Genomic DNA, 26,057 nt, shown 5'->3' on the forward strand with positions numbered 1-26,057 from the left:
GGAGAAAAATTTGAAAGGAGCGAACACGATGAAAAAAGTCGGCGGTTTTATCCGCGACTGCGTGGAAAAGTACATCCCGGCAGCGGCCTTTACGGTGCTGTTCCTGGTGTTCGTTTTCCAGGTATTCATGCGCTATGTTTTGAAGATGCCCCAGGCCTGGACCACCGAAGTGGAGCAGTCCTGCTTCCTGTGGCTGGTCATGCTGGGCGCGTGCTACTGCCAGCGGCTCAACGGCCACGTCACCTTCACTCTGGTCTATGACAAGATGAACGTGAAGGGCAAGGCCATCACCGCCATGCTGGGCAATCTGCTTATCACCTTCACCTGCCTGGTCACCTTCCTGCCCTCCCTGAACTATGTCTGGGGCCTGATGGAGCGCCAGCAGATGACCACCCTGCTGAAGTGGCCCAAGACCGTCGTCTTTATGCCCTATGTGATCTTCCTGGCCTTCATCGTGGCCTATGCCGTCATGGAGCTCTATGAGGAGATCATGGTTCTGGCCGGCAGCAAGAAGTATGCCGACATGATGCTGGAAGCCTCTAAATCCGAAGCCGAGCAGGCCATCGAGGCCTCTCTGGCCCAGGAGGACCTGGACCTGTCCCACATCGACTATGGAGGTGACAAGTAATGCTGGATAACCTTCCTCTGATCGTATTCCTCATCTGCTTCGTCCTGATGTTCGTGCTGCGGATGCCCATCCCCACGGGCATGATCGCCGCCTGTACCATGTACTTCCTCACCGACGGTCTGGTGGACGGCAACAGCTTTATCGGCATGATCACCGGCCAGGAGGGCCAGCTGCATCTGGTGGCCCAAAAGACCATTGAGGCCATCTTCACCAACACCACCATCATCGCCGTGCCCCTGTTCATCTTCGCCGCCAACGTGATGAACGCCGGCAAGATCACCGAGTATGTGTTCGGCGTGTGCAAGGGCCTGGTGGGCCGCTTCCCCGGCGGTCTGGCCCACGTGAACGTGCTGGCCTCGCTGGTGTTCTCCGGCATGACCGGCTCCGCCGTGGCCGACGCCTCCGGCCTGGGCAAGATGGAGATCGATGCCATGCGCGCCGAGGGCTATGACGACGGCTTCTCCTGCGCCATCACCGCCGCCTCCGCCACCATCGGCCCCATCTTCCCCCCCTCCATCCCCGCCGTGATCTATGCCATGCTCACCGGTGCCTCTGTGGGCGCGCTGTTCATGGCCGGCATGATGCCCGGCGTGATCTTGGCCGTCTGCCTGTGCGTCTATGTGGCCTTTATCTCCAAAAAGCGCAACTATCCCAAGTCCGCCCCTCCCCGCCTGGGCGCCTATCTGCGCTATTGCTTCAAGGCCATCTGGGCTCTGCTGACCCCCGTTATCCTGCTGGTGGGCATCTACACCGGCGTGATGACCCCCACCGAGGCGGGCGCCATCGCCGGTGCCTACGCCCTGCTGGTGGCCATTCTGGTCTATCACATTCTGAACTGGGAGGGCCTGAAGCAGGTCATTTTCGACACGGTGAAGGGCACCGGCTCCGTCTCCATCATGGTGGGCGCAGCCTCCGCCATCTCCTTCATCTTCGCCAAGGAGCAGATCGGTGTCCGTCTGGGCAACTGGATCACCTCCTTTACCGACAGCAAGTACGTCTTCCTCATCATGGTCAACATCATCATCCTGGTGCTGGGCATGTTCGTGGACACCTCCGTCATCCAGCTGGTCATGATCCCCATTCTGTGGCCCGTGGCCCAGCAGTTCGACGTGAACATCATCCACTTCGGCCTGATCATCATCTTCAACATGATGCTGGGCCTGTCTACCCCTCCCTTCGGTATGTGCCTGTTCATCACCTCCGGCATCTCCGGCACCCCCCTGAAGAACGTGATCAAAGAGATCTGGGGTCCCATCGTGGTCATGCTCATCGTGCTGCTGATCATCACCTTCGTTCCCAACTCCGTGCTGTTCCTGCCCAAGCTGTTTGGCCTGATGTAAGCCGATTTTCCCCGCTGTACGCATTTTAAAATCTATATCTATCGAAGGAGCGATTTTTCATGGCATTTTCCATCAATCCCGGCGTTTGGCCCGTTATGATCACCCCCTGGACCGAGGACAACAAGCCCGACTTCAAGGCCATCCAGCAGCTGTGCGACTGGTATGTGGAGAAGGGCTGCACCGGCATCTTCGCCGTGTGCCAGTCCAGCGAGATGGCCTACCTCACCGAGCAGGAGAAGCTGGACATCGCCCGTGCCACCGCCGAGGCGGTGGACGGCCGCATCCAGGTGGTGGCCTCCGGCCACACCGCCGATGACAAGGCCACCCAGTTCCGTGAGATCGAGAACATGATGAAGATCCCCGGCATCGGCGCCTATGTGCTGGTGTCCAACCGCCTGGACCAGAAGAACGAGGGCGAGGCCGTGTTCGAGGCCAACGCCCAGGAGATCTTCGACCGCTATCCCGAGATTGACTTCGGCATCTACGAGTGCCCCATGCCCTGGAAGCGCCTGGTCACCACCGAGTTCCTGCGCAAGGCCGGTCAGCAGGGCCGCATGGTCTTCCTGAAGGACACCTGCTGCGACTACGAGCTGGTGCGGGAGCGCCAGGCCGCCGTGGAGGGCACCCCCCTGAAGATCTTCAACGCCAACGCCCAGTCCTGGTTCGACAGCGTGTGCCACGGTGCCGCCGGCTACAGCGGCGTGATGGCCAACTTCCACCCCGACCTGTACAAGTGGTGCTTTGATCACAAGGACACCGACTATGACAAGGCCCGCCTGGTGGCCGACTTCCTGACCGCCGCCGCCATGATTGAGATGCGCATCTATCCCTGCAACGCCAAGTATCACCAGAACCTGGTGGACGTGCCCATGAGTGTCTTTGCCCGCAGCGCCGACTGCGCCAAGCTGGACAAGAACGCCAAGGGCGAGGTGGAGAGCCTGATCCATCTGGAGCAGTATGTCCGCAAGCAGCTGGGCCTGCTGTAATGCACAAACCACATGGGCGTCCTGAGCTTTTCAGGGCGCTCATGCAATATCCGTCATAATGGGAGGAATCTTCTATGTCTTTAAAAAAGCCTAATATTCTGGTGGTCGGCAGCTTTATGATGGACCTGATCGCCAGCACCCGCCGGGTGCCCAACTCCGGCGAGACCGTCATCGGCATGAAATTCCAGACCGCCCCCGGCGGCAAGGGAGCCAACCAGGCCGTGCAGTGTGCCCGGCTGGGGGCCCACGTCACCATGGTGGGCCAGGTGGGTGACGACGCCTTCGGCAAGATCATGACCGACACCGCCGCAGCCGCCGGCGTGGACGTGTCCCATGTGTCCGTGGACCCCAACGAGTCCTCCGGCGTGGGCCACATCACCCTGGAGGTCACCGACAACGGGGCCAAGAACCGCATCACCGTCTGCCCCGGGGCCAACTTCACCCTGACGGTGGACGACCTGGCCTGGCTGAAGGACCAGATCGGCCGGTATGACCTGGTGATGATGCAGTTCGAGCTGCCCATGCCCGTCATCGAGGCGGTGGCCCAGTGGGCCCACGACGCCGGGGTCATCGTCATGATCAACCCCGCTCCCGCCGCCCCCCTGTCCGACAAGCTGCTCGCCTGCACCACCTATATCTCCCCCAACGAGCACGAGGCCGCCATCCTGGCCGACCACTCCATCGATGTGTCCAACGGCATCAACATGGACGACGTGGCCATCGTGGCCCGCGCCTTCCATGACCGGGGCGTGGAGAACCTGATCATTACCATGGGGGAGAACGGCTCCATCGTGGCAGGCAAAGACGGCATCCACCACACCGACTGCGTCAAGGCCCCCCAGGTGGTGGACCCCACCGCCGCAGGCGATTCCTTTGTGGCCGCCTTCTGCACCGGCCTCACCGCCGGCCTGCCCCAGGGCCAGGCTCTGGCCTTCGCCAGCCACACCGCCTCCCTCACTGTGTCCAAGATGGGCGCTATGCCCAGCCTGCCCACGGTGGATCAGGTGCAGGCCTTTATGCTCCAGCGCGGCTACACCGGCTTTGACCCCGCCGTTCTGGACGGTTTGAAGTAATATCCTTATCTTTCCCCACGGGAATACCAGTATCGAAAAGGAGTGTATCATTATGCTGAAAGAGGAGAGCAAGCAGGCTGTTTCTCAGTTCTTCGCCGCTGTGGACCAGGAGTTCAACGCCTTTTTAAAGGCCCGCAGCCCCCAGGACTATGAGGCCGCCGCCCAGCTGATCCTGGAATCCCAGGCCCACGGCGGACGGCTCCACGTCACCGGCATCGGCAAGTGCAGCCATGTGTCCACCTATGCCGCCTCTCTGTTTTCTTCCACCGGAAACCCCGCCTATTACCTCCACGGCACCGAGGCCGTCCACGGCTCCTGCGGCCAGCTGGTGGCCGGGGATGTGGTCATCGCCATCTCCAACTCCGGCGAGACCGGCGAGCTGAAGGCCACCGTCCTGGCCGTGAAGAACAACGGCTGCAAGGTCATCGGCGTGTCCGGCAACCCGGACAGCTGGCTGGCCCACGAGAGCGACGCCTTCCTGGTGGCCGGCGTGAAGCAGGAGGGCGGCCCCCTGAACCGGGCCCCCCGGAACTCTGTCCTGGCCGAGCTGCTCACCCTGCAGGCCCTGTCCGTGGCCCTGCAGGTGGAGAAGGACTGGGACCCCGTGAAGTACGTCCGCTGCCACCCCGGCGGAAAGCTGGGCCAGCTGCGGGACAACGAGAAGAAGTAATGTAAGGGAGGTTTTTCACATGCTCACAGGTAAGCTGATCCACCCGGACATCATGGCCGCCCTGGCCCTGTGCGGCCACGGGGACAAGGTCCTCATCGCCGACGGCAACTATCCCCTGGACTCCAAGAGCGGCGAGGCTGAGACCGTCTATTTAGGGCTGACCCCCGGCCTGCCCACCGTCACCGACGTGCTGCAGGCCATCCAGAGCGCAGTGAACATCGAAAAGGCGGAGGTCATGGACCCCGCCGACGGCACCGCCCCCGAGATCTTCGTCCAGTTCCAGTCCATGCTGGGCGGTATGGAGCTGAGCAAGCTGGGCCGGTATGAGTTCTACGACGCCTGCTGCCAGCCCGGCGTGCGGCTGGCCATCTCCACCGGCGAAAAGCGCACCTTCGCCAACCTCCTCATCACCATCGGCGTGGCCTGAACCACCTGAATTTTCCTAACCTGACCGCCGCTGCAGGGGCGCTCCTGCGGCGGCGGTCTTTTGCATGTTTTCAGGATATCAGGGCAGACTAAGGGCATCTATCACACCCGGAGGTCGATGCCCATGTCCCGTTTCCGCCCTTCTAAGGGGCCTGTTCTGGCCGGACTGGCCCTATGCCTGATCCTCGCCGCAGTCTGTTATGGCGCACAGCAGCCCCTGGCCCCCGCCGCAGGTCCTGCGGCCATCCCCGCCTCCACAGACAACTGGGGTCTGTCCTTCCCGCAGGAGGGCCAGACCCCCGTGGGCAACGCCAGCCCGGAGGAGCTGGCCAAATACAACGCCCGCTTTCTGGGGGACACGTCCCAGAAAGTCATCTATCTCACCTTTGACTGCGGCTATGAGAATGGCTATACCGACGCCATTCTGGATGCATTGAAAAAGCACCGCGCCCCCGCCGCCTTTTTCGTGGTGGGCAATATGGTCGAGACTGCCCCCGACGTAGTCCGCCGCATGGCTCAGGAGGGGCACATCGTGGGCAACCACACCTTCCACCACCCGGACATGTCCGCCATCGCCGACCAGGCCGCCTTTCAGAAGGAGCTGGACAGCCTGGCGCAGCTCTATCAGCAGACCACGGGCCGGACCATGCCCCGGTATTACCGCCCGCCCCAGGGCAAATATAACCTGGAAAATCTGAAGCAGGCCCAGGCCCTGGGCTATCAGACCATCTTCTGGAGCCTGGCCTATGTGGACTGGTACGCAGACGACCAGCCCACGGCCGAGCAGGCATTTGGCAAGCTCCTCCCCCGCATCCACAGCGGGGCCATCGTTCTGCTCCACGCCACCTCCCGCACCAATGCGGAGATCCTGGATGAGCTGCTCACCCGGTGGGAAAACATGGGCTATACCTTCGCCTCCCTGGATCAGCTGCCCACCCTGTGAGCACCCCATTCAAAAACTTTTTTATTTATTTTTAAAAAAGACTTGCATTCTGCCGCAAAAGCTGGTATGATACCAGTCGAGGCTTTTTGATAAGCGATTCTCATAGCGAGGAGGTAAGCAACATGGCCAAATGCGAATTCTGCGACAAGGGCGTCACCTTCGGCATTCAGGTGTCCCACTCTCATCGCCGTTCCAACCGCACCTGGAAGCCCAACGTGAAGCGCGTGAAGGCGATCGTGAAGGGCACCCCCACTCACGTGTACGTCTGCACCAGATGCCTCCGTTCCGGTAAGGTCACCCGCGCTGTGTAATGGAATATGGCAACTAAAAACAGCCGCCTTTTTCGGGCGGCTGTTTTTCTTTTGTCCCGGCGCTTGCTTTTGGTCGGACGTTCTGATATATTAAAGTCAGACAAACAGAAAGGTGGGATACTCATGGGGATGATACATCCAGCGCCCCGGCGGTGTTTGGCGGCGGCCTGCGGCGGCGTATTTCTCGCGGCCATGCTCCTCCTGCCCTCCTGCGGGGTGCAGCATACAGCAGACCCCGTCCAGGACTTTCAGGCGCAGCTGACAGAGCGTGCCGTGCCCTTTGTGGGCTCTGACAAGCAAGAGCCCCGAGACTTTATGCCGGACTCCATTCAGTACGGCCACTTCTCCTCCCCGTCGTCTGACGAGCTGTGTGCCCTCTTCAAGTATACGTCCCTGATCCACCCGGAGGGGCTGGACCGGACCCTGGCCGTGGTCTATGATGCGGAGGACCTGTCTGTGGTGGCCAGCCACGAATTCGTCGCGGACCAGGTCCAGCTTCAATTTCTCCCCGCCAAAGACGGGCGGGACTATGTGCTCTATCTGGGCACCGTCACCTATCAGGGTATCTCCACCTATGACCTGCAGCTGTTCCAGATCGGCAATTCGGCCTGGAAGCCCGTCTCCGCAGACCTCCCCCAGTCTGAGGACGGCGCATACTCCCTCACCGACCGGGCCATCCTGCGCCTGAACGGGGACCACACCTACACGTCCTATGTGTGGGACCAGGAGGCAGAGTGCTTTATAAAAGACGGCTGATTTTTTCCCCCGATCAAAAACCGACAGAGCCTGCCCGTTTGCAAGCTCTGTCGGTCTTTTGTTTGGCACCCGGGGCTGTCATTCCGAGGAGCGAAGCGACGTGGGAATCCGTCCTCTCGTCCCCGCAGTCCTTTCTCGCAGGATAGACTTTCGGATCAGGAGCACGGATCGCTGCGTCGGGGCTTCGCCCCTCCTCGCAATGACAAGCTCCCGGTCCGAATCGCTTATCCCTCTTTCGCCGCTCTCCAGGGCACGTCCTGAAAGCGCTCTCCGGCCTCCAGGACCTCCACCCCTCCGGCGGTGACGTCCAGGACGTGGGCGGCAAACTCTGCGGAGCGCTCCTCGGGCAGCAGACAGGACAGCACCACGTCCGCCCCATAGTCCACCTGCTCCACCACGCCGGAGAAGGCGGCCACCTCCCGGCGCATCCCCTCGAACTGGGCGTAAGTGCAGGGCACCTCCATGGCCACCCAACGGCGGACCACAGAGACCCCGGCGGCATCCAGGGCGTCCTTGGCGCTTTGGGTATAGGCCCGCACCAGGCCCCCGGCCCCCAGCAGCACCCCGCCGAAATACCGGGTGACCACGCAGCACACGTTCTCCACGCCCTCCCGCTGGAACACGTTCAGCATGGGCTGGCCCGCCGTGCCCTGGGGCTCCCCGTCGTCGGAGTAGCGCACGGCCCCGTCCCGGATGAGATAGCACCAGCAGTTGTGCCGGGCGTCGTAGTGCTGTTTCTTCGTCTCCTCAATGCGCCGCCGGGCCTCCTCCTCCGAGGAGACCCGCCACACCTGGCCGATGAAGCGAGAGCGCTTTTCCACCAGCTCCGTCTGGCTGTGCCCGGTGGGGATATAGTACTCCGTCACTTAGGCTCCACCTTTCTGTCTCATTCCTGTCTCATTTGGCCTGTCAGTCCTCCCAGGGCTCTTTGTGGGGCTGCCAGCCCTCCACCAGGGGACCCAGCTGGCCGATGATCCTGGGGGTACACACGGCCTTTACGTCGATGGTCTGGCCATACTCCACCGACTCCACCTTGGCCTGCTGGTACAGGGTCTCTAAAATGCCGCCCTTGTCATAGGGCAGGTGGATGGTCACCCGGCGGGCCCCGTTGTCCAGCACGCCGCCGATGGCCTTGAGCAGGTCGTCCAGGCCCTCCCCCGTCTTGGCGGAGACGGACACCCGGCCCTTGCCGTGGGGGCGGATCTCCCCCTGCCACCGGTCGCACTTGTTGAACACCTCGATGCGGGGGGTGTGGTCAGCGCCCAGCTCGTGGATCAGCTTATCCACCACCTCCGCCTGCTCCATCCACTCCTCGTTGGAGGCATCGATGACGTGGAGCAACAGATTGGCAAAGGACAGCTCCTCCAGGGTGGCTTTAAAGGCCTCCACCAGGTGGTGAGGCAGCTTGCGGATAAATCCCACCGTGTCAGACAGCAGCACCGTGCAGGTGTCAGATATCTCCAGGGTGCGGGTGGTGGTGTCCAGGGTGTCGAACAGGCGGTTATTGGCGGGGATGTCCGCCCCGGTGAGGCGGTTGAGCAGGGTGGACTTGCCCGCATTGGTATAGCCCACGATGGCGACAACAGGCACCTCGTTTTTAATGCGGCGGTCCCGCTGGGTGGAGCGCACCCGGCGCACGTCCTTCAGCTCCCCCTCCAGCTTGGCGATCTTCCGGTGGATGTGCCGCCGGTCAGACTCCAGCTGGGTCTCGCCGGGGCCCCGGGTGCCGATGGCGCCCTCCTGGCGCTCCAGGTGCTTCCACATGCCCGTCAGCCGGGGCAGCAGATATTTATACTGGGCCAGCTCCACCTGCAGCCGCCCTTCTCTGGTCCGGGCCCGCTGGGCAAAGATGTCCAGGATCAGGGCGGAGCGGTCCAGCACCGAGACGTTCAGCTCCTCGCTGAGCACCCGCTGCTGGGAGGGGGACAGGCTGTTGTCAAAGATGACCATGTCCGCGTTCATGGCGTGGACCAGCTCTTTCACCTCGGCCACCTTGCCCTCGCCGATGAAGGTGCGGGGGTCGGGGCTGTCCTTGGACTGCATGACCACCGCCGCCGTCTGGCCCCCCGCCGTCTCCAGCAGGGCGGCCAGCTCGTCCATGGACTCCTGGGTGGCGTTTTCCTCCCGGGGCAGGCTGAAGGCATCCAGCCCCACCAGCACCGCCCGTTCCTTTTTTTCTTGGGTATTGATGTCGGTCATAGTTCCTCCCGTTTTCGGCCAGATACCAGGCGCGGTGTTACCGCACCAGGACCTCTACGATCTGGCCGATATACATGGTGTGATAGTCCTGCTGGGGATACCACTTTTCCTTCACGTCCTGGGGGATGTTGGCCGGGTCCATGGGCTGGACAAAGCGCTTGCGGCACACCAGCACCAGCTCCGCCTGGTCAAAATAGGGCGCGCCGCACTCCGCCGCCTGAACAGTGAAGCCGCACTCCTTCACCTTGTCCACCTCCCGGCCGCTCTTGCTGCCGCACAGGGACAGGGCCTTGCGATACTCCTCGCCGAAAAAGCACAGGGTGAAATACTCCTCCCGGTCCACGAACTCCTTGGTATAGCGCTGGGGACGGATGTAGCAGGTGGCCGCCGGGGCCCCCCAGATCACGCCCAGCCCGCCCCAGGAGGCCGTCATGGTGTTGCACCGCTCCCGGCTGCCGGCGGTAATGAGCATCCACTTGTCCCCGATGAGGGAAAACACATTCTCGTTCAGACTTTTCGGGTCTACCTTATGAAACATAACACATACCTCCTGGCTTAAATATACGGAAAAAGCCGCACCGAATACCCGGTGCGGCTTTTATGGACGATCTTACTTGTCCAGACCGAACTTCTTGTTGAAACGGCTGACGCGGCCGCCAGTGTCTACCATCTTCTGCTTACCAGTGTAGAAGGGATGACACTTGGAGCACACCTCGACGCGGATGTCCTTCTTGGTGGAACCGGTCTCGATCACATTGCCACAGGCGCACCGAATCGTGGTCTGCTCGTAGTTAGGATGGATGCCTTCCTTCATTTATATTCACCTCTTTCTCCCTGGAGGATTGTTTCGCACAATGCAACTGATATAATACCACAGGGCAAATGGAAATGCAACTGTTTTTTGAAAAAAATTATTTTTTCGGTTTTTACAAGTACAGGCGTGGATTTTTCGCCTGATCATGCACTAATACATGGTTTCGGCGTATCTGCCCGCCCAATTCTTTTTGTTCCATCCGCCAAAACGGCCAGAGGTTTGTTTTGCTGAAATATGCGCGTTAGCTATTGACAACTACAGTAAGCAATGGTAAACTTATTCCGCAAAAAAGGTTAGCCCCTGCAAACTTTTTTCATATATTTGCAGGGGGACATGCGAAAGGAGCGGTTTCCCATTATGCCATTAAGCTTTTCCACCACCGGCAGCGTGGTCACGATCAAAGATATCAAGGGAAAAGACGAGACCCGCCGTTTTCTGGAGAGTCTTGGCTTCGTCGTCGGCGGCAATGTGTCCGTGGTCTCTGAGATCGACGGCAATCTCATCGTCAACGTGAAGGAGAGCCGTGTGGCCATCAGCAAGAGCATGGCCAACCGGATCATGGTCTGATGGGGGACGCGGCGGTTCCATGCTGTGCCGCCGCGCTCTTTTAGGGAGAAAGGAGAATTTTTACGATGAGCAAAACACTCAAGCAGGCCAAGGTGGGCGAGACGGTCACCGTGCAGCGCCTTCAGGGCGAGGGCCCTGTGAAGCGCCGCATCATGGACATGGGCATCACCAAGGGCGCTTCGATCTTCGTGCGCAAGGTGGCCCCTCTGGGCGACCCCATCGAGGTCACCGTCCGGGGCTACGAGCTGTCCCTGCGTAAGGACGACGCCGGGCTCATCCTGGTGGACTAACACCTTATCCTGCCTTCGGGCGGGACAAATTTGGGGCCAGATCTGTCCCCGTTTTTTTCAGTGAAATGGTTAGCTTTCGCTAATTATTCTAAGAAGGAGAGTTGATTCATGTCCATTAAAATCGCCCTGGTGGGCAATCCCAACTGCGGAAAGACCACCATGTTCAACGCCATGACCGGTGCCAACCAGTATGTCGGCAACTGGCCCGGCGTTACCGTGGAGAAGAAAGAGGGCAAGCTGCGGGGCTATCCCGATGCCGTGGTCACCGACCTGCCCGGCATCTACTCCCTGTCCCCCTACACCCTGGAGGAGGTCGTCAGCCGGAACTACATCATTGACGAGCACCCCGACGTGGTCGTCAACCTGGTGGATGCCACCAACCTGGAGCGCAACCTGTATCTGACCACCCAGGTCATGGAGATGGGCATCCCCGTTGTCATCGCCCTGAACATGATGGACGTGGTGAAGAAGAACGGCGACAAGATCGACGCCGTGAAGATGTCCAATGAGCTGGGCTGCCCCGTCGTCGAGGTGTCCGCCCTGAAGGGCACCGGCCTGAAGGAGCTGTTCGACAAGGCCGTGGAGGTGGGCAACGCCAAGACCTACAGCGGCCACCAGCACAAGTTCGCCCCCGCCGTGGAGGAGGCCCTGGTCAAGATCGAGGGCCTGCTGGAGGGCAAGGTCCCCCAGGCTCAGCTGCGCTGGCACGCGGTGAAGCTGTTCGAGCGGGACGACAAGGTCCAGACCAAGTTCGATGCCGCCACCGTCAACAGCGTGGACGAGATCACCTCCGCCTGTGAGACCGCCCTGGATGACGACAGCGAGTCTATCATCACCAACGAGCGGTATGAGTACATCACCTCCATCATCGGCAAGATCTATAAGAAGGCCCGCCAGGGTATGAGCGTATCCGACAAGATCGACCGGATCGTCACCAACCGTATCCTGGCCCTGCCCATCTTCGTGGTCATGATGACCCTGGTGTATTACATCGCCGTGTCCAGCCTGGGCACCATCGTCACCGACTGGACCAACGACACCCTGTTCGGCGAGTGGATCCAGCCCGCCGTGGGCACCTTCCTGGAGAACGCCGGGGCTGCCGACTGGGTCGTCTCCCTGGTGGTGGACGGCATCATCGGCGGCATTGGCGCTCCTGTGGGCTTCGCTCCCCAGATGGCCATCGTGTTCTTCTTCCTGTCCATTCTGGAGGACTGCGGCTACATGGCCCGTGTGGCCTTCATCATGGACCGGATCTTCCGCCGCTTCGGCCTGTCCGGCAAGTCCTTCATCCCCTTCCTCATCTCCTCCGGCTGCGGCGTGCCCGGCATCATGGCCACCCGTACCATCGAGAACGAAAAGGACCGCCGCATGACCATGATGACCACCACCGCCATCCCCTGCGGCGCAAAGCTGCCCGTCATCGCCACCATCGCCGGCTTTTTGATGGGCGGTGCCTGGTGGGTCGCCCCCCTGATGTACTTCGCCGGCATCATTGTCGTGATCGTCTCCTGCATCATCCTGAAGAAGACCCAGATGTTCTCCGGTGACCCCGCCCCCTTCGTCATGGAGCTGCCCCAGTATCACGTGCCCTCTCTCAAGGGCGTGCTGCTCCACGTCTGGGAGCGCGTGTGGGCCTTCCTGAAAAAGGCCGGTACCATCCTGTTCGTCTGCTGCGCCGTCATGTGGTTCCTGGGCAGCTTCGGCATCCAGGACGGCGTGTTCGGCCTGGTGGACACCGACTACTGCTTCCTGGCCACCATTGGCGGTGCCATCGCCTGGATCTTCGCCCCTCTGGGCTTCGGCACCTGGCAGGCCGTGGCATCCTCCCTCAGCGGCTTTGTGGCCAAGGAGGGCATCGTCTCCACCATGGGCGTACTCAGCGGCCTGGGTGAGATCGAGGAGTATGCCCCCGACATGCACGCCCAGTTTGCGGCCTTCTTCCCCACCAGCCTGTCCGCCATCTCCTTCCTGCTGTTCAACCTGTTCGACTCCCCCTGTCTGGCCGCTATCTCCACCACCGCGAAGGAGATCGGCAGCCGCAAGTTCTTCTGGTTCGCCATTGTGTTCCAGAACGTCATGGCCTACGCCATCTCCCTGATGGTGTATCAGCTGGTGGGCCTGGCCCTGGGCGAGGTGCAGTTCGGTGCCGCCACCGTGGCCGCCGCCGTCGTGCTGGTGCTGATCCTGTACTTCCTGTTCCGGCCCGACCCCGCCAAGCAGCTGCAGCGCCGCGCCGCCGCTGCCAAAGCCTGATTTCCCGGATCTGACCGTTTATGACCACAAATCTCTCCTTAGGCACCGCCGATATCGTGGTCCTCTGTGTGCTGGCAGTTTTGATCCTGCTGGCTCTGAAGATCATCACTGGCTTTTTCAAAGGTGGTAAAAAGTAATGCTCACTTGGTTTTCCGCAAATCTGACTAACATCGCGGTGGTCGGCATCGTCCTGGTGCTGCTGGCCCTGGCGGTCCGTAAGATCGTCTCGGACCGGCTGCACCACAGGAGCGACTGCAGCACCGGGGTCTGCTCCGGCGACTGCGCCCACTGCCACATGGAGCACTGAAAAAACAAACGTGCAAAAGACATCCGGCTCTGAATCAGGGCCGGATGTCTTTTCTCAGTGCTTTCTCTTCACAGGGTGCCATCCGTGTTTTTTTATGTCTGCCCCTCTTTTTTTTACATTCTTTACGGACTTGCATCCAGCCCCTTGCGCTTCTTTCCCGCTGCTGATATACTAAGCACCAGCTGCTCTCCGTCCCCGGCTGAGCCGCACTGTTTTCTCTGAAATATCCTTTCCCACTCCAAACTTGAGGAGGACATTTTATGAACGCTTATCCTGTCACAGACGCAGTGACCTATGTGGGTGCGGACGACCCGGACCTGGCCCTGTTCGAGGGGCAGCACCCCGTCCGGCCCATCGGCGTGAGCTATAACTCCTATGTCATCACCGACCAGAAGATCGCCGTGATGGACACGGTGGATGCCCGTGTCACCGAGGCCTGGCTGGAAAACCTGGACTATGCCCTGGACGGCCGCGCCCCGGACTATCTCATCATCTCCCACATGGAGCCTGACCACGCCGCCAACGTCGCCCGCCTGGCCGCCCTCTACCCGGAGATGAAGCTGGTGGGCAACGCCAAGACCTTTGCCATGCTGCGCCAGTTCTTCGGCCCCGATGCCGCCCCGGCTGACCGGCTGGTCACCGTGGGCGAGGGGGATGTGCTGGAGCTGGGCAGCCACCGGCTGCGCTTTTTCCTGGCCCCCATGGTCCACTGGCCCGAGGTGATGGTGACCTATGAGGAGAGCGAAAAGCTGCTCTTCTCCGCCGATGCCTTTGGCCGCTTCGGTGCCCTGTCCCTGACGGAGAAGGCCCCCTGGGCCCCCCAGGCCCGGCGGTATTACCTGAACATCGTGGGCAAATACGGCGCTCAGGTCCAGGCCCTGCTGAAAAAGCTCGCCGCCCTGCCGGTGGAGGCCATCCTGCCCCTCCACGGCCCGGTGCTCACCCAGGAGATCGGCCGCTGTCTGGAGCTGTACGACCTGTGGTCCAGCTATCGCCCCGAGGAGCCCGACCGGGTTCTGGTGGCCTACGCTTCTATCTACGGCCACACGAAGCAGGCCGCCCTGGCCCTGGCAGACCTGCTGACAGAGCGGGGCGCGGACGTGACCACCTGCGACCTCACCACCACCCATGTGTCCGACGCACTGACACAGGCGTTCTGCTGCGGCAAGCTGGTGCTGGCCTCCGTCACCTATGACGGCGGGCTGTTCCCCCCCATGGAGGAGCTGCTGAACCACCTGAAAGCGAAGAACTTCCAAAGCCGGAAGATCGGCCTGATGGAAAACGGCTCCTGGGCGCCCCAGGCCGCCCGGCTCATGCGGGCCCGGCTGGAGGAGATGAAGAACCTCACCCTCTGCCCCACCGCCGTCTCCATCCGCAGCGCCCTGAACGAGGGCAGCCGCCAGCAGCTGGAGCAGCTGGCGGACGAGCTGCTGGCCCCCTGATGTTTGGCAGTCCCGTTCTGAATCGCAAGCCCGTTCTGCTCTATCCGGCAGAACGGGCTTTTCTTCTGTCCGCTCCTATGTAAAATCCAAGAAAAACCCGCGACATTTCATGTCACTAAAATGACGTTTCATGACACCCGCCCCCGCCCGGGGCCCCCTTGTGCTATCCTGAATATCGACATAGCATCCCGTGTGTGACCCGGAACGATCACAGGAGCAAAAAAGGAGGCACCCCCATGAAGAAGCGGATATTGAGCTGCGTTCTCAGCGCCGCCCTTCTGCTGGGACTGACACCCTGGTCAGCCCTGGCGACGGACGACCCGCCGAAGGACCAGACATCCCAGACAGAACTCCAGACCAATTTCCAATCACCCCCCCAGGACCCAGATATTTACTCTGACCCCCAGCCGAATATCACCATCGGCGAGGACGGCCTGAAAAGCGGCACGGACCTTGAGCTGGTCCACACCACTTCAACGCACACAGATCACGATGGCAAGACCTTTGCCCATAAGCTGACCAGCAAGGACGGTAAGCTGTATATTGACGACAAGCTACAGGAGAACTATGAAATCAAACCCGATACATACACCACTGAAACCTATTACCTGGCTGGCGATCTGACGCTGGACAATACGCTTTACATCCGTAATGGGGTCATAAGTATCTGTCTAAATGGCCATAGTATCACGCAGAACAAGGACAAGGACGTTATCAACGTCGCAAATGATGTTTATCTCAGTCTCTATGATTGCAGCGAGGGCAACGCCGGTCAGATCACGCACGCCAGCGGCGCGATTGGCCGTGGTATAAAGTTTTCTGCTGGAATTAGCAACACATTTGATATGTATGGCGGCACCATCACCGGCAACAACGCCACGGCCAAGAATGACAACATGGGCGGCGGCGTGCTGGTAACTGGTTCCGCTAAGGGCTCTTTCAATCTGCGCGGCGGCGTTATCACCGGCAACAGCGCCGCGAACGGCGGCGGCGTTGCGGTGTGCAGCACCCAATCTAATAATAAAGATACGTCACGCTACTTCAACATGTTCGGCGGCACCATCAGCAATAACCAGGCCAACGACAACGGCGGCGGCGTGTATGTGGAAAACAATGGCCGCGTCACTGTGTCCGGCGGCGAGATCAAAAACAACACCGCCACGAAGGGCGGCGGCATCGGCGGCGGTACCCATGGCACTAGCAGCGGCAGTATCGACGCCAGTACGTGCCCGCCCATCTATATTACCGTGAGCGATAGCGCGAAGATCACCGGGAACCGTGCCCCCGTGGGCGGCGGTATCTACGCAGGTGATGCAGCTTATGGCTATTGCCGCTTTACCATGACCGGCGGCGAGATCAGCGGCAACAATTCTGTGTACAACAAGAATTACACATACAATGGCGGCGGTGTCTATCTGGGCGGCACCATGACCGTCTCCGGCGACGCGAAGATCGTGAACAACACAAAGGACAGCGAGAGCAACAATGTCTTTTTGCCGCAGGACTATACAATGACCATTGGCGACGGCGGCCTTGGTTCTGACGCGTCCATCGGCGTGACCGCTTCCAAGGAGCTTGCTGACGGCGATGCCGTCACCATCGTCAGCTCCGGGGCCGCCAGCGGCAGTGAGGGGTATTTCAAGGACGACGCTGGTACATACAATATCCAGCGGGTGGGTGAGACACTGGTGCTGGTCAACGGCACCCTCACCCACAAGCACCCCATCTGCGGCAAGAAGTGTACGCACACCTCCAAGCATGAAGATGTGACCTGGACGGCCATCAACAGCGCGGAGGCACTGCAAAATGCCGCAGGCGGCAGCAGCAAAGGCGACACCAGATACTACTATCTGACCAATGATGTGACCCTGGATTCCACCTGGACCCCCAGCGGTTACCTGGCCCTGGACCTGAATGGCTACACCTTGGATACGAAGCAAAATATCAACATCATCCAGCTCGACAGTGATACAAACCTCACCCTGACCAGTTGTTTTGACGGCGGGACGGTGCAGCACGAGAGCAACGCCTATGGCCGCGGCGTGATCGTCGCGTCGGGAGCCACCTTTACGATGTACAACGTTAAGCTTACAAACCACGAAGCCGCTGATCTCAGGGTAAACGGCGCTGGCGTGTATGTAAATGGCGGCACCTTCAACATGCGCAGCGGCAGCCTCGTCGACAACACGAGCAAAAGCAGCTCCGGCGGCGGCGGTGTTCTTGTCGACAACGGCGGTACGTTCAACCTGTACAGCGGTACGATTTCCGATGGTAACGCATATCTCGGTGCCGGCGTGTCCGTTAAGGACAACTCCACCTTCAACATGTACGGCGGCACGATCTCCGGCAACAAGGCCAGCGATCCCAATACCATTTATGGCGAGGGCGGCGGCGTGTATGTGGACGGCAGCACGTTCCACATGACCGGCGGCGAGATCAAAGCCAACTCTGCTTCCGACGCGGGCGGCGGCGTGTATGTAAAGAACAGTACATTCACCATGACCGGCGGCGAGATCAATGGTAACACCGCTTATAAATGGGGCGGCGGCGGCGTGTATGTGGCAAGCACCAGCACCTTTATTGTAGACGGTAAAGTTACCATCACCGGCAACAAACTGGTCAAAAACATCAATAATGTGTATCTGTCTACCAACGATACTACCAGCAGTGTCATCACCCTCCGTTCGGGTCTGTCCAAAGATTCCCGTATCGGCGTAGACAAAGCGGGGGCTGACAAGGGTTCCGTCAAGTTCGCCACCGGCGCGCTTTCGGAAAAGACTTTGGCCTATTACAAGTCTATCTTCTCCAGCGATGTGGATACGCACACCTATAAAATCACCTATAAAATCACCAACGACGACAAGTGGGACCTCTATATCGGCGCGCACCAGCACACCTGGAACTATACCGCTAAGGGGAACAAGCTTACCGCGAAGTGTTCGGCATCGGCGGCTGACTGCACATTGTGGCAGAATAACGGCCCCTCCGTGACCATCGAAGCCTCCAAGCAGACTTATGACGGCAGCGAAAAGAAAGCGACCATTAAGGCCGAGAAAGGTTGGAAGGACCCGGCTGTAAATACCATCCCCATCACCTACCAAGTCCAGCAGGGCAACACGTTCGTTCCTATGGCCGAAGGTGAATACCCCACCGCCGTCGGCACCTACCATGCTTCCATCTCCCTCACCGGTGTGGATAAAAAGACTGCCACTGCCAGCGTGGAGTACACCATCAGCAAGGCCGAACTTACAGCCGACGACTTCACGTTCACCGCACCTACCGCGTCTTCTGGTCAGTTGGTCTATGACGGAAAACCCAAGGCCGCAACGGTCACGTCTGGCAAGGTCGCTGCTGACCAGATCACGGTGAAATACTACACGGAAACAGGCTCCGAGGTGGATGGGCTGCCCACGAATGCGGGCACCTATACCGTTAAAATCAACGTGAACGAGACCGAGAGCTATCAGGCCGCAACGGCCTTGACAACGGACACCTGGAAGTTCACCATCGCCAAGGCAAAGCAGACCATCTCCGTCCCCCAGGACAAGACCCTGGTAAAGAACGGCGCGGGTGTGGACATCTCTCAGTGGGTCAGCGTTTCTGGCGTGGAGGGCGGCAGCCCGGCGGACAAGCTGAGCTACGCGCTGAACGGCAATTACCACGGCGTGACCCTGACGGGCAGCATCCTCACCGCCGAGAAGAACGCCACGGCGAACACCGTCACCATCAAGGTGACTGCGGCGGAGACGCAGAACTATGAGCGGGCAGAAGCCACCTTCACCGTGACCGTCGCGGCAAAGAGTACGGAGACGTTGACACATGTCAATATGACCGGCTGGACCTATGGCGGTGAACCGAATCAGCCGAGTTATGATCCTGTCAGCGATGTGATCGAGAATACGCGCAAGACCACCTATGCCACGAAGAACTCGGACGGCACCAACAGCACCTTCACCGAAAAGGTCCCCACCGCTGTGGGCAATTACACCGTGAAGGTCACGTTTGAGACTGCCTCTTCCGTCTACACCGGCACGGCGGACTTCACCATCAGCCCCAAGTCCCTGACCCAGAAGATGGTCAGTTCCATCCAGGACCAGACCTATTGTGCAAATGCTTGGGAACCGGACGTTGTAGTGACTGACGGCAACAAGACATTAGTAAAGAACTCGGATTACACCGTTTCCTACACAGATAACATCAACGCAGGCACTGCAAAAGTCAAAGTCACCGGCCAGGGCAACTACAAGGGCACGGCGGAAGCCACCTTTGTCATCGACCCAGCCCCGCTGACCATCACCGGCGCTGAGGTGGCCGCCAAGACTTATGACGGCACAAAGACTGCCACTATCAACGGCGTGACCTTCGGCGGCCTGGTGCCCGGCGAGGTGCTGACCACAGACGACTATCAGATCACCGATGCCCAGTTCAACAGCGCCAACGTATCCGATGCCAAGAAAGTCACCGTCACCGTGGCGCTGAAGGTCACCGACAAGGCCAAGAACTACACGCTGACCTCCCCGACTTATGGCCAGGCGGCCACTATCAGCAAAGCCACCCAAAACATCTCCGTCCCCCAGGACAAGACCCTGGTGAAGAACGGCGCGGGTGTGGACATCTCTCAGTGGGTCAGCGTTTCTGGCGTGGAGGGCGGCAGCCCGGCGGGCAAGTTGAGCTACGCGCTGGACGGCAATTACCCCGGCGTGACCCTGACGGGCAGCACCCTCACCGCCGCGAAGAATGCCACGGCGGACACCGTCACCATCAAGGTGACTGCGGCGGCGACCCAGAACTACGAGGGGGCAGAAGCCACGTTCTCTGTCAAGCTCTCTGACAAGCTGCCCCAGTCCAACTTCCAGTTCGCCAGCGACCCGATCGACAAGACCTATGGCAACGACTCCTTCACCATGACCGCCACCGGCGCGGCGGAGGGGAGCACGGTCTCCTATAAGAGCAGCGACACCAACGTGGCTACGGTGGACAACACCGGCAAGGTGACCATCGTGGGCGCGGGCAAGGCCACCATCACGGCCACTGCCGCCGAAACCAAGGACTATGCCAGCGCCAGCGCGTCTTACACCCTGACGGTGGCCCAGGCCAAGCTGACCATCACGGCCAAGGACCAGAGCGCCTATATCGGCGACAAGGTCCCGGAGCTGGGGGCGGACAGCTATACCGTCACCGGCCTGGTGAAGGGCGAGAGCCTGACCACCGCCCTGACCATTCTCCCCACGGTCCGGTATGTGGACGAAAACGGCCAGAAGGTGGAGCCTGACATGAAAAAGGCGGGCGAGACCGTCATCCGCGCCAGCGGCGCAGCGGCCAGCGGCAACTATGTCATCGTCGCCTTTACCGACGGCAAGCTGACCGTCAGCGCCCGTCCCTCCTCCGGCGGCGGCGGTTCCAGCACCCCCAGCTATCCTGTCAGTACCCCCAGCAAGGGTGGCAACGGCAGCGTGTCCTCCAATGCGAAGAACGCCGCCAGCGGCAGCACCGTGACCATCACCGTCAAGCCCGACAGCGGCTATCAGCTGGAGACCCTCGCCGTCACCGACCATAGGGGCAACGCCCTCAAGCTCACCGATCAGGGCAACGGAACTTATACCTTCACCATGCCCTCCGGCCAGGTGGACGTGAAGGCGACCTTCACCCAGGCGGCGGACGAGACCAGCCCCTTCGACGATGTGTCCAAGGACGACTATTACTACGATGCCGTGAAGTGGGCCGCGGACAGCGGCATCACCGGCGGCGTGGGCGGCAGCCTGTTCGGCTCTGACCAGTCCTGCACCAGGGCCCAGATCGTCACCTTCCTGTGGCGTGCCGCCGGCTCCCCCGAGCCCAAGGGCGCGGCCGACATGACCGACGTGCCCCAGGATGCCTATTATGCCAAGGCTGTGGCCTGGGCCATGGAAAACGGCATCACCTCCGGCACCGGCGCAGACCGGTTCAATCCCCATGCCGCCTGCACACGGGCCCAGGGCATGACCTTCCTGTTCCGGTCCTCCAAGGCCTCCGCTTCCGGCACCCCCGCCTTCCAGGACGTGGCGGCGGATGCCTACTACGCCCAGGCCGTGAAGTGGGCCGCGGACAACGGCATCACCAGCGGCATCGGCGGCGGCCTGTTCGGCCCTGACAACGGCTGCACCCGGGCCCAGATCGTCACCTTCCTGTGGAAACTGTACGCGGGCAAGTAAATCAAAAGTTCCTCTGCAAACGCGCTCCCCCGACCACAAAAGCGGTCGGGGGAGCGTTTTATTCGGCTGCGTCACTGCATTGCCATACATATTCCGGCAATTCCTGCAAATACTGTTTTCAGAAACAAACGGGCGTTTTGCACGCCGCAAACACGCTGCAAACACGCTGCAAAGGAGAAATTGTTATGAAAGCAACCGGCATTGTCCGGCGCATCGACGACCTGGGCCGGGTGGTCATCCCCAAGGAGATCCGGCGGACCATGCGTATCCGAGAGGGCGACCCGCTGGAGATCTACACTGACAAGGACGGCGGGGTGATCTTTCGGAAATACTCCCTCATGGGGGCGCTGGCGGATTTTGCCGGACAGCTGTGCGAGACCCTCAACCGCACCTGCGGGCGGGTGACGGTCATCTGCGACCGGGACAGCTGCATCGCTGTGGCCGGGGTACCCCGGCGGGAACTGATGGACCGCCCGGTGTCTCAGGAACTGGAGCGGCTCATGTCCGGCCGGCAGGTCTATCAGCATAAGCCCGGGGAGCCCATCCTGCCCCTGTGCGCCGGGCAGGACCGCCCCGCCCTGTCCACCGCTGCCCCCATCCTCTCCGGCGGCGACGTGCTGGGCTGCGTCATCTTCGTGGGCCGGGAACAGGACCTGGACGGCACCGAGGTGGAATACAAGCTGGCCCAGTCCATCGCCGCCTTTTTGGGGCGGCACATGGAAAATTAAAACGGCGCTCCCGGCAGCAAAGCCGGGAGCGCCATCTTTTACGTCAAATTTTCCTCAAAAAAGCGCATCGCATTCTGGCAGAACAGCTTGTCGCACAGCTGGCGGGAATAGCCCCGTTCCAGCAGCCGGTCATACACGCTGACCACCCGCTCCGGCCCTCTTAAAAACTCGGGCAGGTCTGCCCCGTCAAAGTCAGAGCCAAAGGCCAGCCAGTCCTCGCCGCCCAGCTCCAAAAAGTGGTCGATATGCCGCAGCAGGTCCTCCAGCTCCGGCTTTCCATCCTCCTGCAGAAAGTCGATGCAATAGTTCAGCCCGATCAGGCACTGGCGGGAGATCATCTCCCGGATCTGCCAGTCGGCCAGGTTGCGGGGATGGCCGCACACGCTGCGGGCGTTGGAGTGGCTGGCCACGAAGGGACGGCTGGCCACGTCCAGCATCTGGGTAAAGCCGGGGTCGTTGAGATGGGACACGTCCAGCAGGATGCCGGCCTGCTCCAGCCTGGGGATGGCCGCACGGCCCAGATCGGACAGTCCATGCTGGGTGCTGTTGCCAGAGCCGAGCTGGTTCTCGCCGTTCCAGGTGATGGTCAGCATCCGCACCCCCTCCCGGGCCATCCGGTCAATATTGGAGAGATCCCCACCCAGGGCCACACCGTTCTCCACCGTGAGGATGGCCGCCGTTTTGCCCCGGGCCCAGCAGGCTTTTATGTCCGCCGCACTGCGGCACTGGGCCACATCGGACCGCTCCTCCACCTGCCGGGCAAACTCCCCCTGAAAGCGCCGATAATAGGCCTGGCTCTCCTCCGCCGTCATGCCGTCCGGCACGAAAATGGCAAAGCACTGACACCAGTGCACCCCCTTGGGCAGGCGGGACAGGACCATCACCGACCGGGGATCATCCATGGTGTGTACTGCGCCCCCGCCCCGATAGACGGTAAGGGTATCGCAGTGCAGATCGATCACAGAAGCACAATTCATCTTATAGTTCCTCCTTTCTCCGCTGAGCATCCGCCGCCCGGAGAGGCGGTTTTTTTCAACTGTTTACTGGGGGCGCTTCATCGTCAGGCTGATGCGCTTTTTTCCCTCGTCCACCGACAGCACCCACACGGTGACCACATCGCCCACGGCCAGCCGGTCAGAGGGGTGCTTCACCCGCCAGGGCAGCTGGGTCACATGCACCAGACCGTCCTGGTGGACGCCGATGTCCACAAACACGCCGAAGTCCACCACGTTGCGCACCGTGCCCTGAAGCTCCATGCCGGGCTTTAAGTCCTTGGCCTCCATCACGTCGGTGCGGAGGATGGGGGGCGGCAGCTCGTCCCGGGGGTCCCGTCCGGGCTTGGACAGCTCCCGGATCATATCCTCCAGCGTGGGCAGACCCACGCCGCACTGCTCCGCCAGGGCGGAGAGGCCCAATTTCTCCGCCCGCTCCCGCAGCTGGGCCAGGTCGCCCTCTCCCTTGCAGGCGCACAGCGTCAGCAGTTTTTTCGCCGCAGGGTAGCTCTCCGGGTGGACCCCGGTGCGGTCCAGGGGCTCGGCGCTCTCGGGTACCCGGATGAAGCCGGCGCACTGCTCAAAGGCTTTGGGCCCCAGCTTGGGGACTTTCAGCAGCTGGCGGCGGGAGGTGAAGGCCCCGTTCTCCTCCCGATAGGCCACCAGGTTCTTGGCGGTGGTGTTGGTCAGGCCGGACACCCGCACCAACAGCGAGGGGGATGCGGTGTTGGCATCCACCCCCACGGCGTTGACACAGTCCTCCACCACCCCGTCCAGGGCCTGACCCAGCCGTGCCTGGGGCATGTCGTGCTGATACTGGCCCACGCCGATGGCCTTGGGGTCGATCTTCACCAGCTCGGCCAGGGGGTCCTGGAGCCGCCGGGCGATGGACACCGCCGAACGCAGGTTCACGTCGAACTGGGGGAACTCCTCCGCCGCCAGAGGGGAGGCGGAGTACACCGAGGCCCCCGCCTCGCTGACGATCATATAGGACAGCTGGCCCCCCACCCGGCGGATGAGCTCTACCGTCATCTGCTCCGTCTCCCGGCTGGCGGTGCCGTTGCCGATGGCGATGCAGGTGACACCGTGGCGGCGGATCATGGCGGAGAGCTTGACGATGCACTCCTCCTTCTGCCGCTGTCCGTGGGTGGGATAGACCACCGCTGTGTCCAGCACCTTGCCCGTGGGGTCCACCACCGCCACCTTGCAGCCCATGCGATAGCCCGGGTCCAGGCCCATGGTCACCTTGCCCTTCACCGGGGGCTGCATGAGCAGGGGCTTCAGATTCAGGGCGAACATGTGGATGGCCCCCTCGTCGGCCTGCTGGGTGAGGGCGTTTCTGATCTCCCGCTCCAGAGAGGGCTGGATGAGCCGGTCATAGGCGTCGTCCGCCGCAGCCCGCACAAAATCCATGCAGGCCGCCCCGGGCACCACCGCCCTCCGGACGGCGACATGGGCTGTCTCCGGGTCCAGCTCCAGGGAGACTTTTAAAATCTTCTCCCGCTCCCCCCGGTCCATGGCCAGGATCTGGTGGCCGTGGAGGCGGCTGACGGGGCAGCGGAAGTCATAATACAGGCGATACACCGTGTCCTCCGGCTCCGCCTGGGCGGCCTTGGACACCAGCACCCCCCGGCGCTGGGCCAGCTCCCGCAGCTGCTTGCGCAGGTCGGCCCGGTCGGAGATCTCCTCGGCCAGGATGTCGCCGGCCCCTTGCAGGGCATCCCGGGCGGTGTCCACCCCCTTCTCCGGGTCTACAAAAGCGGCGGCCTCCTGTTCCGGGTCCAGCTGGGCGCTCCCCTTGGCGGACAGGCGGCGGGTGAGGGGCTCCAGGCCCTTCTCCCGGGCGACGGTGGCCCGGGTGCGCCGCTTCTGCTTATAGGGACGGTACAGGTCCTCTACCTCTGCCAGGGTGGCTGCGGCGGCGATGGCGGCAGCCAATTCCTCTGTCAGCTTGCCCTGGGCCTGAATGGCGGCAGCCACCTCCCCCCGGCGCTGATCCAGGTTCCGCAGATACTGCAGCCGGTCCGCCAGCCGGCGCAGCAGCTGGTCGTCCATGGCCCCGTGAAGCTCCTTGCGATAGCGGGCGATAAATGGGATGGTGGCCCCCTCGTCAATAAGCCGGACCACATTCTCCACATAAATTTCTTTCTGCCCCAGCTCCTGGGCCAGGGCCTTGATGATGGTTTCCATGTTGCCGTTCTCCTTCGGTCAGGATATCTATCAGTTTAGCTCCCCGGCGGAAAAAAGTCCAGGGAATCGGGCTGTATTTTGGAAAAAACGTTCCCGTTCCCCTGGACAGACAGCTTCACCTGCAAGGTCTGCGGCCGTCTGGTCACCCCGGAGGGGGCGGCCATCGTCCACCGCTGCACCCGCTGCGGCACCCTCCGCTCCAACCGCACGGCAGCGGACGACAACCCCATGAAGCTGATGAGCATCGCCCTGAAGCCCCTGGCCAACCCGCCCTTCCCCTTAGAGCGCATCCGGGAGCTGGCCGGCTTGTAAAATCGCGTCTTTCCCGCTCCGCTCCCGGTTTCTTTCCGGGGGCGGAGCAAATTTTAAAAATTTTTTAAAAAAGGCTGGCTTTTTCCGAAAAGCTGTGCTATACTAGTCCAGTCGCCAAAAGGCGGCACAATATCCGGGTGTGGCGAAGTTTGGTATCGCGCTTGAATGGGGTTCAAGAGGCCCTGAGTTCGAATCTCAGCACTCGGACCATGAAAAACCTGCAATCCATTGGCTTAACAGTGATAAGGAACTAATTTACTTATCAACTGTTAGCTGACGGTTTCCGGGGTGCATACGGACAAATCCCGTCTGATTTCTAACAGGAAGTCAGACGGGATTTTCGCTTTATATTACGAATTATGGAGGACATACCATGAAAACCTTAATATCTTGTGCCTACAATATGGATAATTGCTGTGTGGAAGTGAAATTCAGCGACGGCAGTATGATTGCGATTGACACTATCGTCGTTGAGAACGAGATTGCTGACAATATGTATCAGCGGTCAGAGCTGGATTATTTGATCTACAACGCTCCTTTGGAGTATGCAGACCTTATCTTGAACGGCGATCCCGAAACCTATTTGAAAACTGTAACAGAATACAAGCCTTGGGATAGCTGACAACACGCTGCCCGCAG

General features: G+C 60.9%; 24 protein-coding genes and 1 tRNA gene. 19 read left to right on the forward strand and 6 right to left on the reverse strand.

What is annotated here, in order from left to right; genetic code table 11:
* The first annotated feature begins 28 nt into the window (after positions 1 to 28).
* From H8S55_RS03135 to H8S55_RS03175, 9 genes are all read left to right on the forward strand, one after another.
* Positions 29 to 628 carry a TRAP transporter small permease gene (locus H8S55_RS03135; protein WP_186877803.1) on the forward strand — a complete coding sequence of 200 codons (600 nt, stop codon included), beginning with the start codon at positions 29 to 31 and terminating at the stop codon, positions 626 to 628.
* Positions 628 to 1,968 (forward strand): TRAP transporter large permease, encoded by a 1,341-nt coding sequence (locus tag H8S55_RS03140; RefSeq protein ID WP_186877804.1) that lies wholly within the window; start codon positions 628 to 630, stop codon positions 1,966 to 1,968. The genes H8S55_RS03135 and H8S55_RS03140 overlap by 1 nt, the downstream gene beginning before the upstream one ends.
* Positions 1,969 to 2,027: 59 nt before the next feature.
* Positions 2,028 to 2,954 (forward strand): dihydrodipicolinate synthase family protein, encoded by a 927-nt coding sequence (locus H8S55_RS03145; protein ID WP_186877805.1) that lies wholly within the window; start codon positions 2,028 to 2,030, stop codon positions 2,952 to 2,954.
* 74 nt (positions 2,955 to 3,028) lie between these two features.
* A complete protein-coding gene (locus tag H8S55_RS03150; protein WP_186877806.1) occupies positions 3,029 to 4,027 on the forward strand; it encodes a ribokinase in 999 nt (332 codons plus the stop codon).
* 52 nt (positions 4,028 to 4,079) lie between these two features.
* Positions 4,080 to 4,697 (forward strand): SIS domain-containing protein, encoded by a 618-nt coding sequence (locus H8S55_RS03155; protein ID WP_147562679.1) that lies wholly within the window; start codon positions 4,080 to 4,082, stop codon positions 4,695 to 4,697.
* Positions 4,698 to 4,716: 19 nt separating this feature from the next.
* A complete protein-coding gene (locus H8S55_RS03160) occupies positions 4,717 to 5,124 on the forward strand; it encodes an RbsD/FucU domain-containing protein (protein WP_186877807.1) in 408 nt (135 codons plus the stop codon).
* Positions 5,125 to 5,247: 123 nt separating this feature from the next.
* Positions 5,248 to 6,066 (forward strand): polysaccharide deacetylase family protein, encoded by an 819-nt coding sequence (locus H8S55_RS03165; RefSeq protein ID WP_186877808.1) that lies wholly within the window; start codon positions 5,248 to 5,250, stop codon positions 6,064 to 6,066.
* Between the two features lie 122 nt (positions 6,067 to 6,188).
* A complete protein-coding gene (rpmB, locus tag H8S55_RS03170) occupies positions 6,189 to 6,377 on the forward strand; it encodes a 50S ribosomal protein L28 (RefSeq protein ID WP_087288054.1) in 189 nt (62 codons plus the stop codon).
* Positions 6,378 to 6,506: 129 nt separating this feature from the next.
* Positions 6,507 to 7,133 carry a hypothetical protein gene (locus tag H8S55_RS03175; protein WP_186877809.1) on the forward strand — a complete coding sequence of 209 codons (627 nt, stop codon included), beginning with the start codon at positions 6,507 to 6,509 and terminating at the stop codon, positions 7,131 to 7,133.
* A 224-nt stretch (positions 7,134 to 7,357) separates the two neighbouring features.
* Here the strand turns inward: H8S55_RS03175 and H8S55_RS03180 are convergent, their stop codons facing one another.
* The 4 genes from H8S55_RS03180 to rpmE all read right to left on the reverse strand — a co-directional run bounded on the left by H8S55_RS03180 (position 7,358) and on the right by rpmE (position 10,146).
* Positions 7,358 to 7,999 (reverse strand): YigZ family protein, encoded by a 642-nt coding sequence (locus tag H8S55_RS03180; protein WP_186877810.1) that lies wholly within the window; start codon positions 7,997 to 7,999, stop codon positions 7,358 to 7,360.
* 43 nt (positions 8,000 to 8,042) lie between these two features.
* Complete coding sequence (gene hflX / locus H8S55_RS03185) at positions 8,043 to 9,332, reverse strand: GTPase HflX (protein ID WP_186877811.1); 1,290 nt, start codon at positions 9,330 to 9,332, stop codon at positions 8,043 to 8,045.
* A 37-nt stretch (positions 9,333 to 9,369) separates the two neighbouring features.
* A complete protein-coding gene (locus H8S55_RS03190; RefSeq protein WP_186877812.1) occupies positions 9,370 to 9,870 on the reverse strand; it encodes a flavin reductase family protein in 501 nt (166 codons plus the stop codon).
* A 72-nt stretch (positions 9,871 to 9,942) separates the two neighbouring features.
* Positions 9,943 to 10,146, reverse strand: a complete 204-nt coding sequence (rpmE, locus tag H8S55_RS03195; protein WP_118644792.1) for a 50S ribosomal protein L31 — start codon at positions 10,144 to 10,146, stop codon at positions 9,943 to 9,945.
* Between the two features lie 357 nt (positions 10,147 to 10,503).
* Here rpmE and H8S55_RS03200 point away from each other — a divergent pair, with 357 nt between their 5' ends.
* The 7 genes from H8S55_RS03200 to H8S55_RS03230 all read left to right on the forward strand — a co-directional run bounded on the left by H8S55_RS03200 (position 10,504) and on the right by H8S55_RS03230 (position 21,924).
* Positions 10,504 to 10,713 (forward strand): FeoA family protein, encoded by a 210-nt coding sequence (locus H8S55_RS03200; protein ID WP_186877813.1) that lies wholly within the window; start codon positions 10,504 to 10,506, stop codon positions 10,711 to 10,713.
* Positions 10,714 to 10,778: 65 nt separating this feature from the next.
* Positions 10,779 to 11,003 (forward strand): FeoA family protein, encoded by a 225-nt coding sequence (locus H8S55_RS03205; protein ID WP_147562686.1) that lies wholly within the window; start codon positions 10,779 to 10,781, stop codon positions 11,001 to 11,003.
* A gap of 108 nt (positions 11,004 to 11,111) precedes the next feature.
* Entirely contained in the window at positions 11,112 to 13,256 is a 2,145-nt protein-coding gene (feoB, locus tag H8S55_RS03210; RefSeq protein WP_186877814.1) for a ferrous iron transport protein B, read from the forward strand.
* Between the two features lie 136 nt (positions 13,257 to 13,392).
* A complete protein-coding gene (locus tag H8S55_RS03215) occupies positions 13,393 to 13,563 on the forward strand; it encodes a FeoB-associated Cys-rich membrane protein (RefSeq protein ID WP_147562688.1) in 171 nt (56 codons plus the stop codon).
* A gap of 260 nt (positions 13,564 to 13,823) precedes the next feature.
* A complete protein-coding gene (locus H8S55_RS03220; protein WP_186877815.1) occupies positions 13,824 to 15,005 on the forward strand; it encodes an FprA family A-type flavoprotein in 1,182 nt (393 codons plus the stop codon).
* A 236-nt stretch (positions 15,006 to 15,241) separates the two neighbouring features.
* The gene (locus tag H8S55_RS03225; RefSeq protein WP_186877816.1) at positions 15,242 to 21,196 is read left to right on the forward strand and encodes an S-layer homology domain-containing protein; all 5,955 of its coding nucleotides are present in this window, start codon (positions 15,242 to 15,244) and stop codon (positions 21,194 to 21,196) included.
* A 185-nt stretch (positions 21,197 to 21,381) separates the two neighbouring features.
* Positions 21,382 to 21,924 carry a stage V sporulation T C-terminal domain-containing protein gene (locus H8S55_RS03230; protein ID WP_207721718.1) on the forward strand — a complete coding sequence of 181 codons (543 nt, stop codon included), beginning with the start codon at positions 21,382 to 21,384 and terminating at the stop codon, positions 21,922 to 21,924.
* Between the two features lie 38 nt (positions 21,925 to 21,962).
* Here the strand turns inward: H8S55_RS03230 and H8S55_RS03235 are convergent, their stop codons facing one another.
* Both H8S55_RS03235 and H8S55_RS03240 read right to left on the reverse strand, forming a co-directional pair.
* Complete coding sequence (locus H8S55_RS03235; protein ID WP_186877817.1) at positions 21,963 to 22,901, reverse strand: dipeptidase; 939 nt, start codon at positions 22,899 to 22,901, stop codon at positions 21,963 to 21,965.
* 63 nt (positions 22,902 to 22,964) lie between these two features.
* Entirely contained in the window at positions 22,965 to 25,106 is a 2,142-nt protein-coding gene (locus H8S55_RS03240) for a Tex family protein (RefSeq protein ID WP_147563645.1), read from the reverse strand.
* A gap of 78 nt (positions 25,107 to 25,184) precedes the next feature.
* Here H8S55_RS03240 and H8S55_RS03245 point away from each other — a divergent pair, with 78 nt between their 5' ends.
* From H8S55_RS03245 to H8S55_RS03255, 3 genes are all read left to right on the forward strand, one after another.
* Positions 25,185 to 25,418: an RNHCP domain-containing protein gene (locus tag H8S55_RS03245; protein ID WP_207721720.1), complete on the forward strand. Its 234-nt coding sequence runs from the start codon at positions 25,185 to 25,187 to the stop codon at positions 25,416 to 25,418.
* A gap of 133 nt (positions 25,419 to 25,551) precedes the next feature.
* Positions 25,552 to 25,628, forward strand: a tRNA-Pro gene (locus H8S55_RS03250).
* Positions 25,629 to 25,791: 163 nt separating this feature from the next.
* Complete coding sequence (locus H8S55_RS03255) at positions 25,792 to 26,040, forward strand: DUF6061 family protein (protein WP_033121501.1); 249 nt, start codon at positions 25,792 to 25,794, stop codon at positions 26,038 to 26,040.
* The last annotated feature ends 17 nt before the right edge of the window (positions 26,041 to 26,057 follow it).

This window comes from Flintibacter faecis (assembly GCF_014287875.1).
GTDB classification, from domain to species: domain Bacteria; phylum Bacillota; class Clostridia; order Oscillospirales; family Oscillospiraceae; genus Lawsonibacter; species Lawsonibacter faecis_A.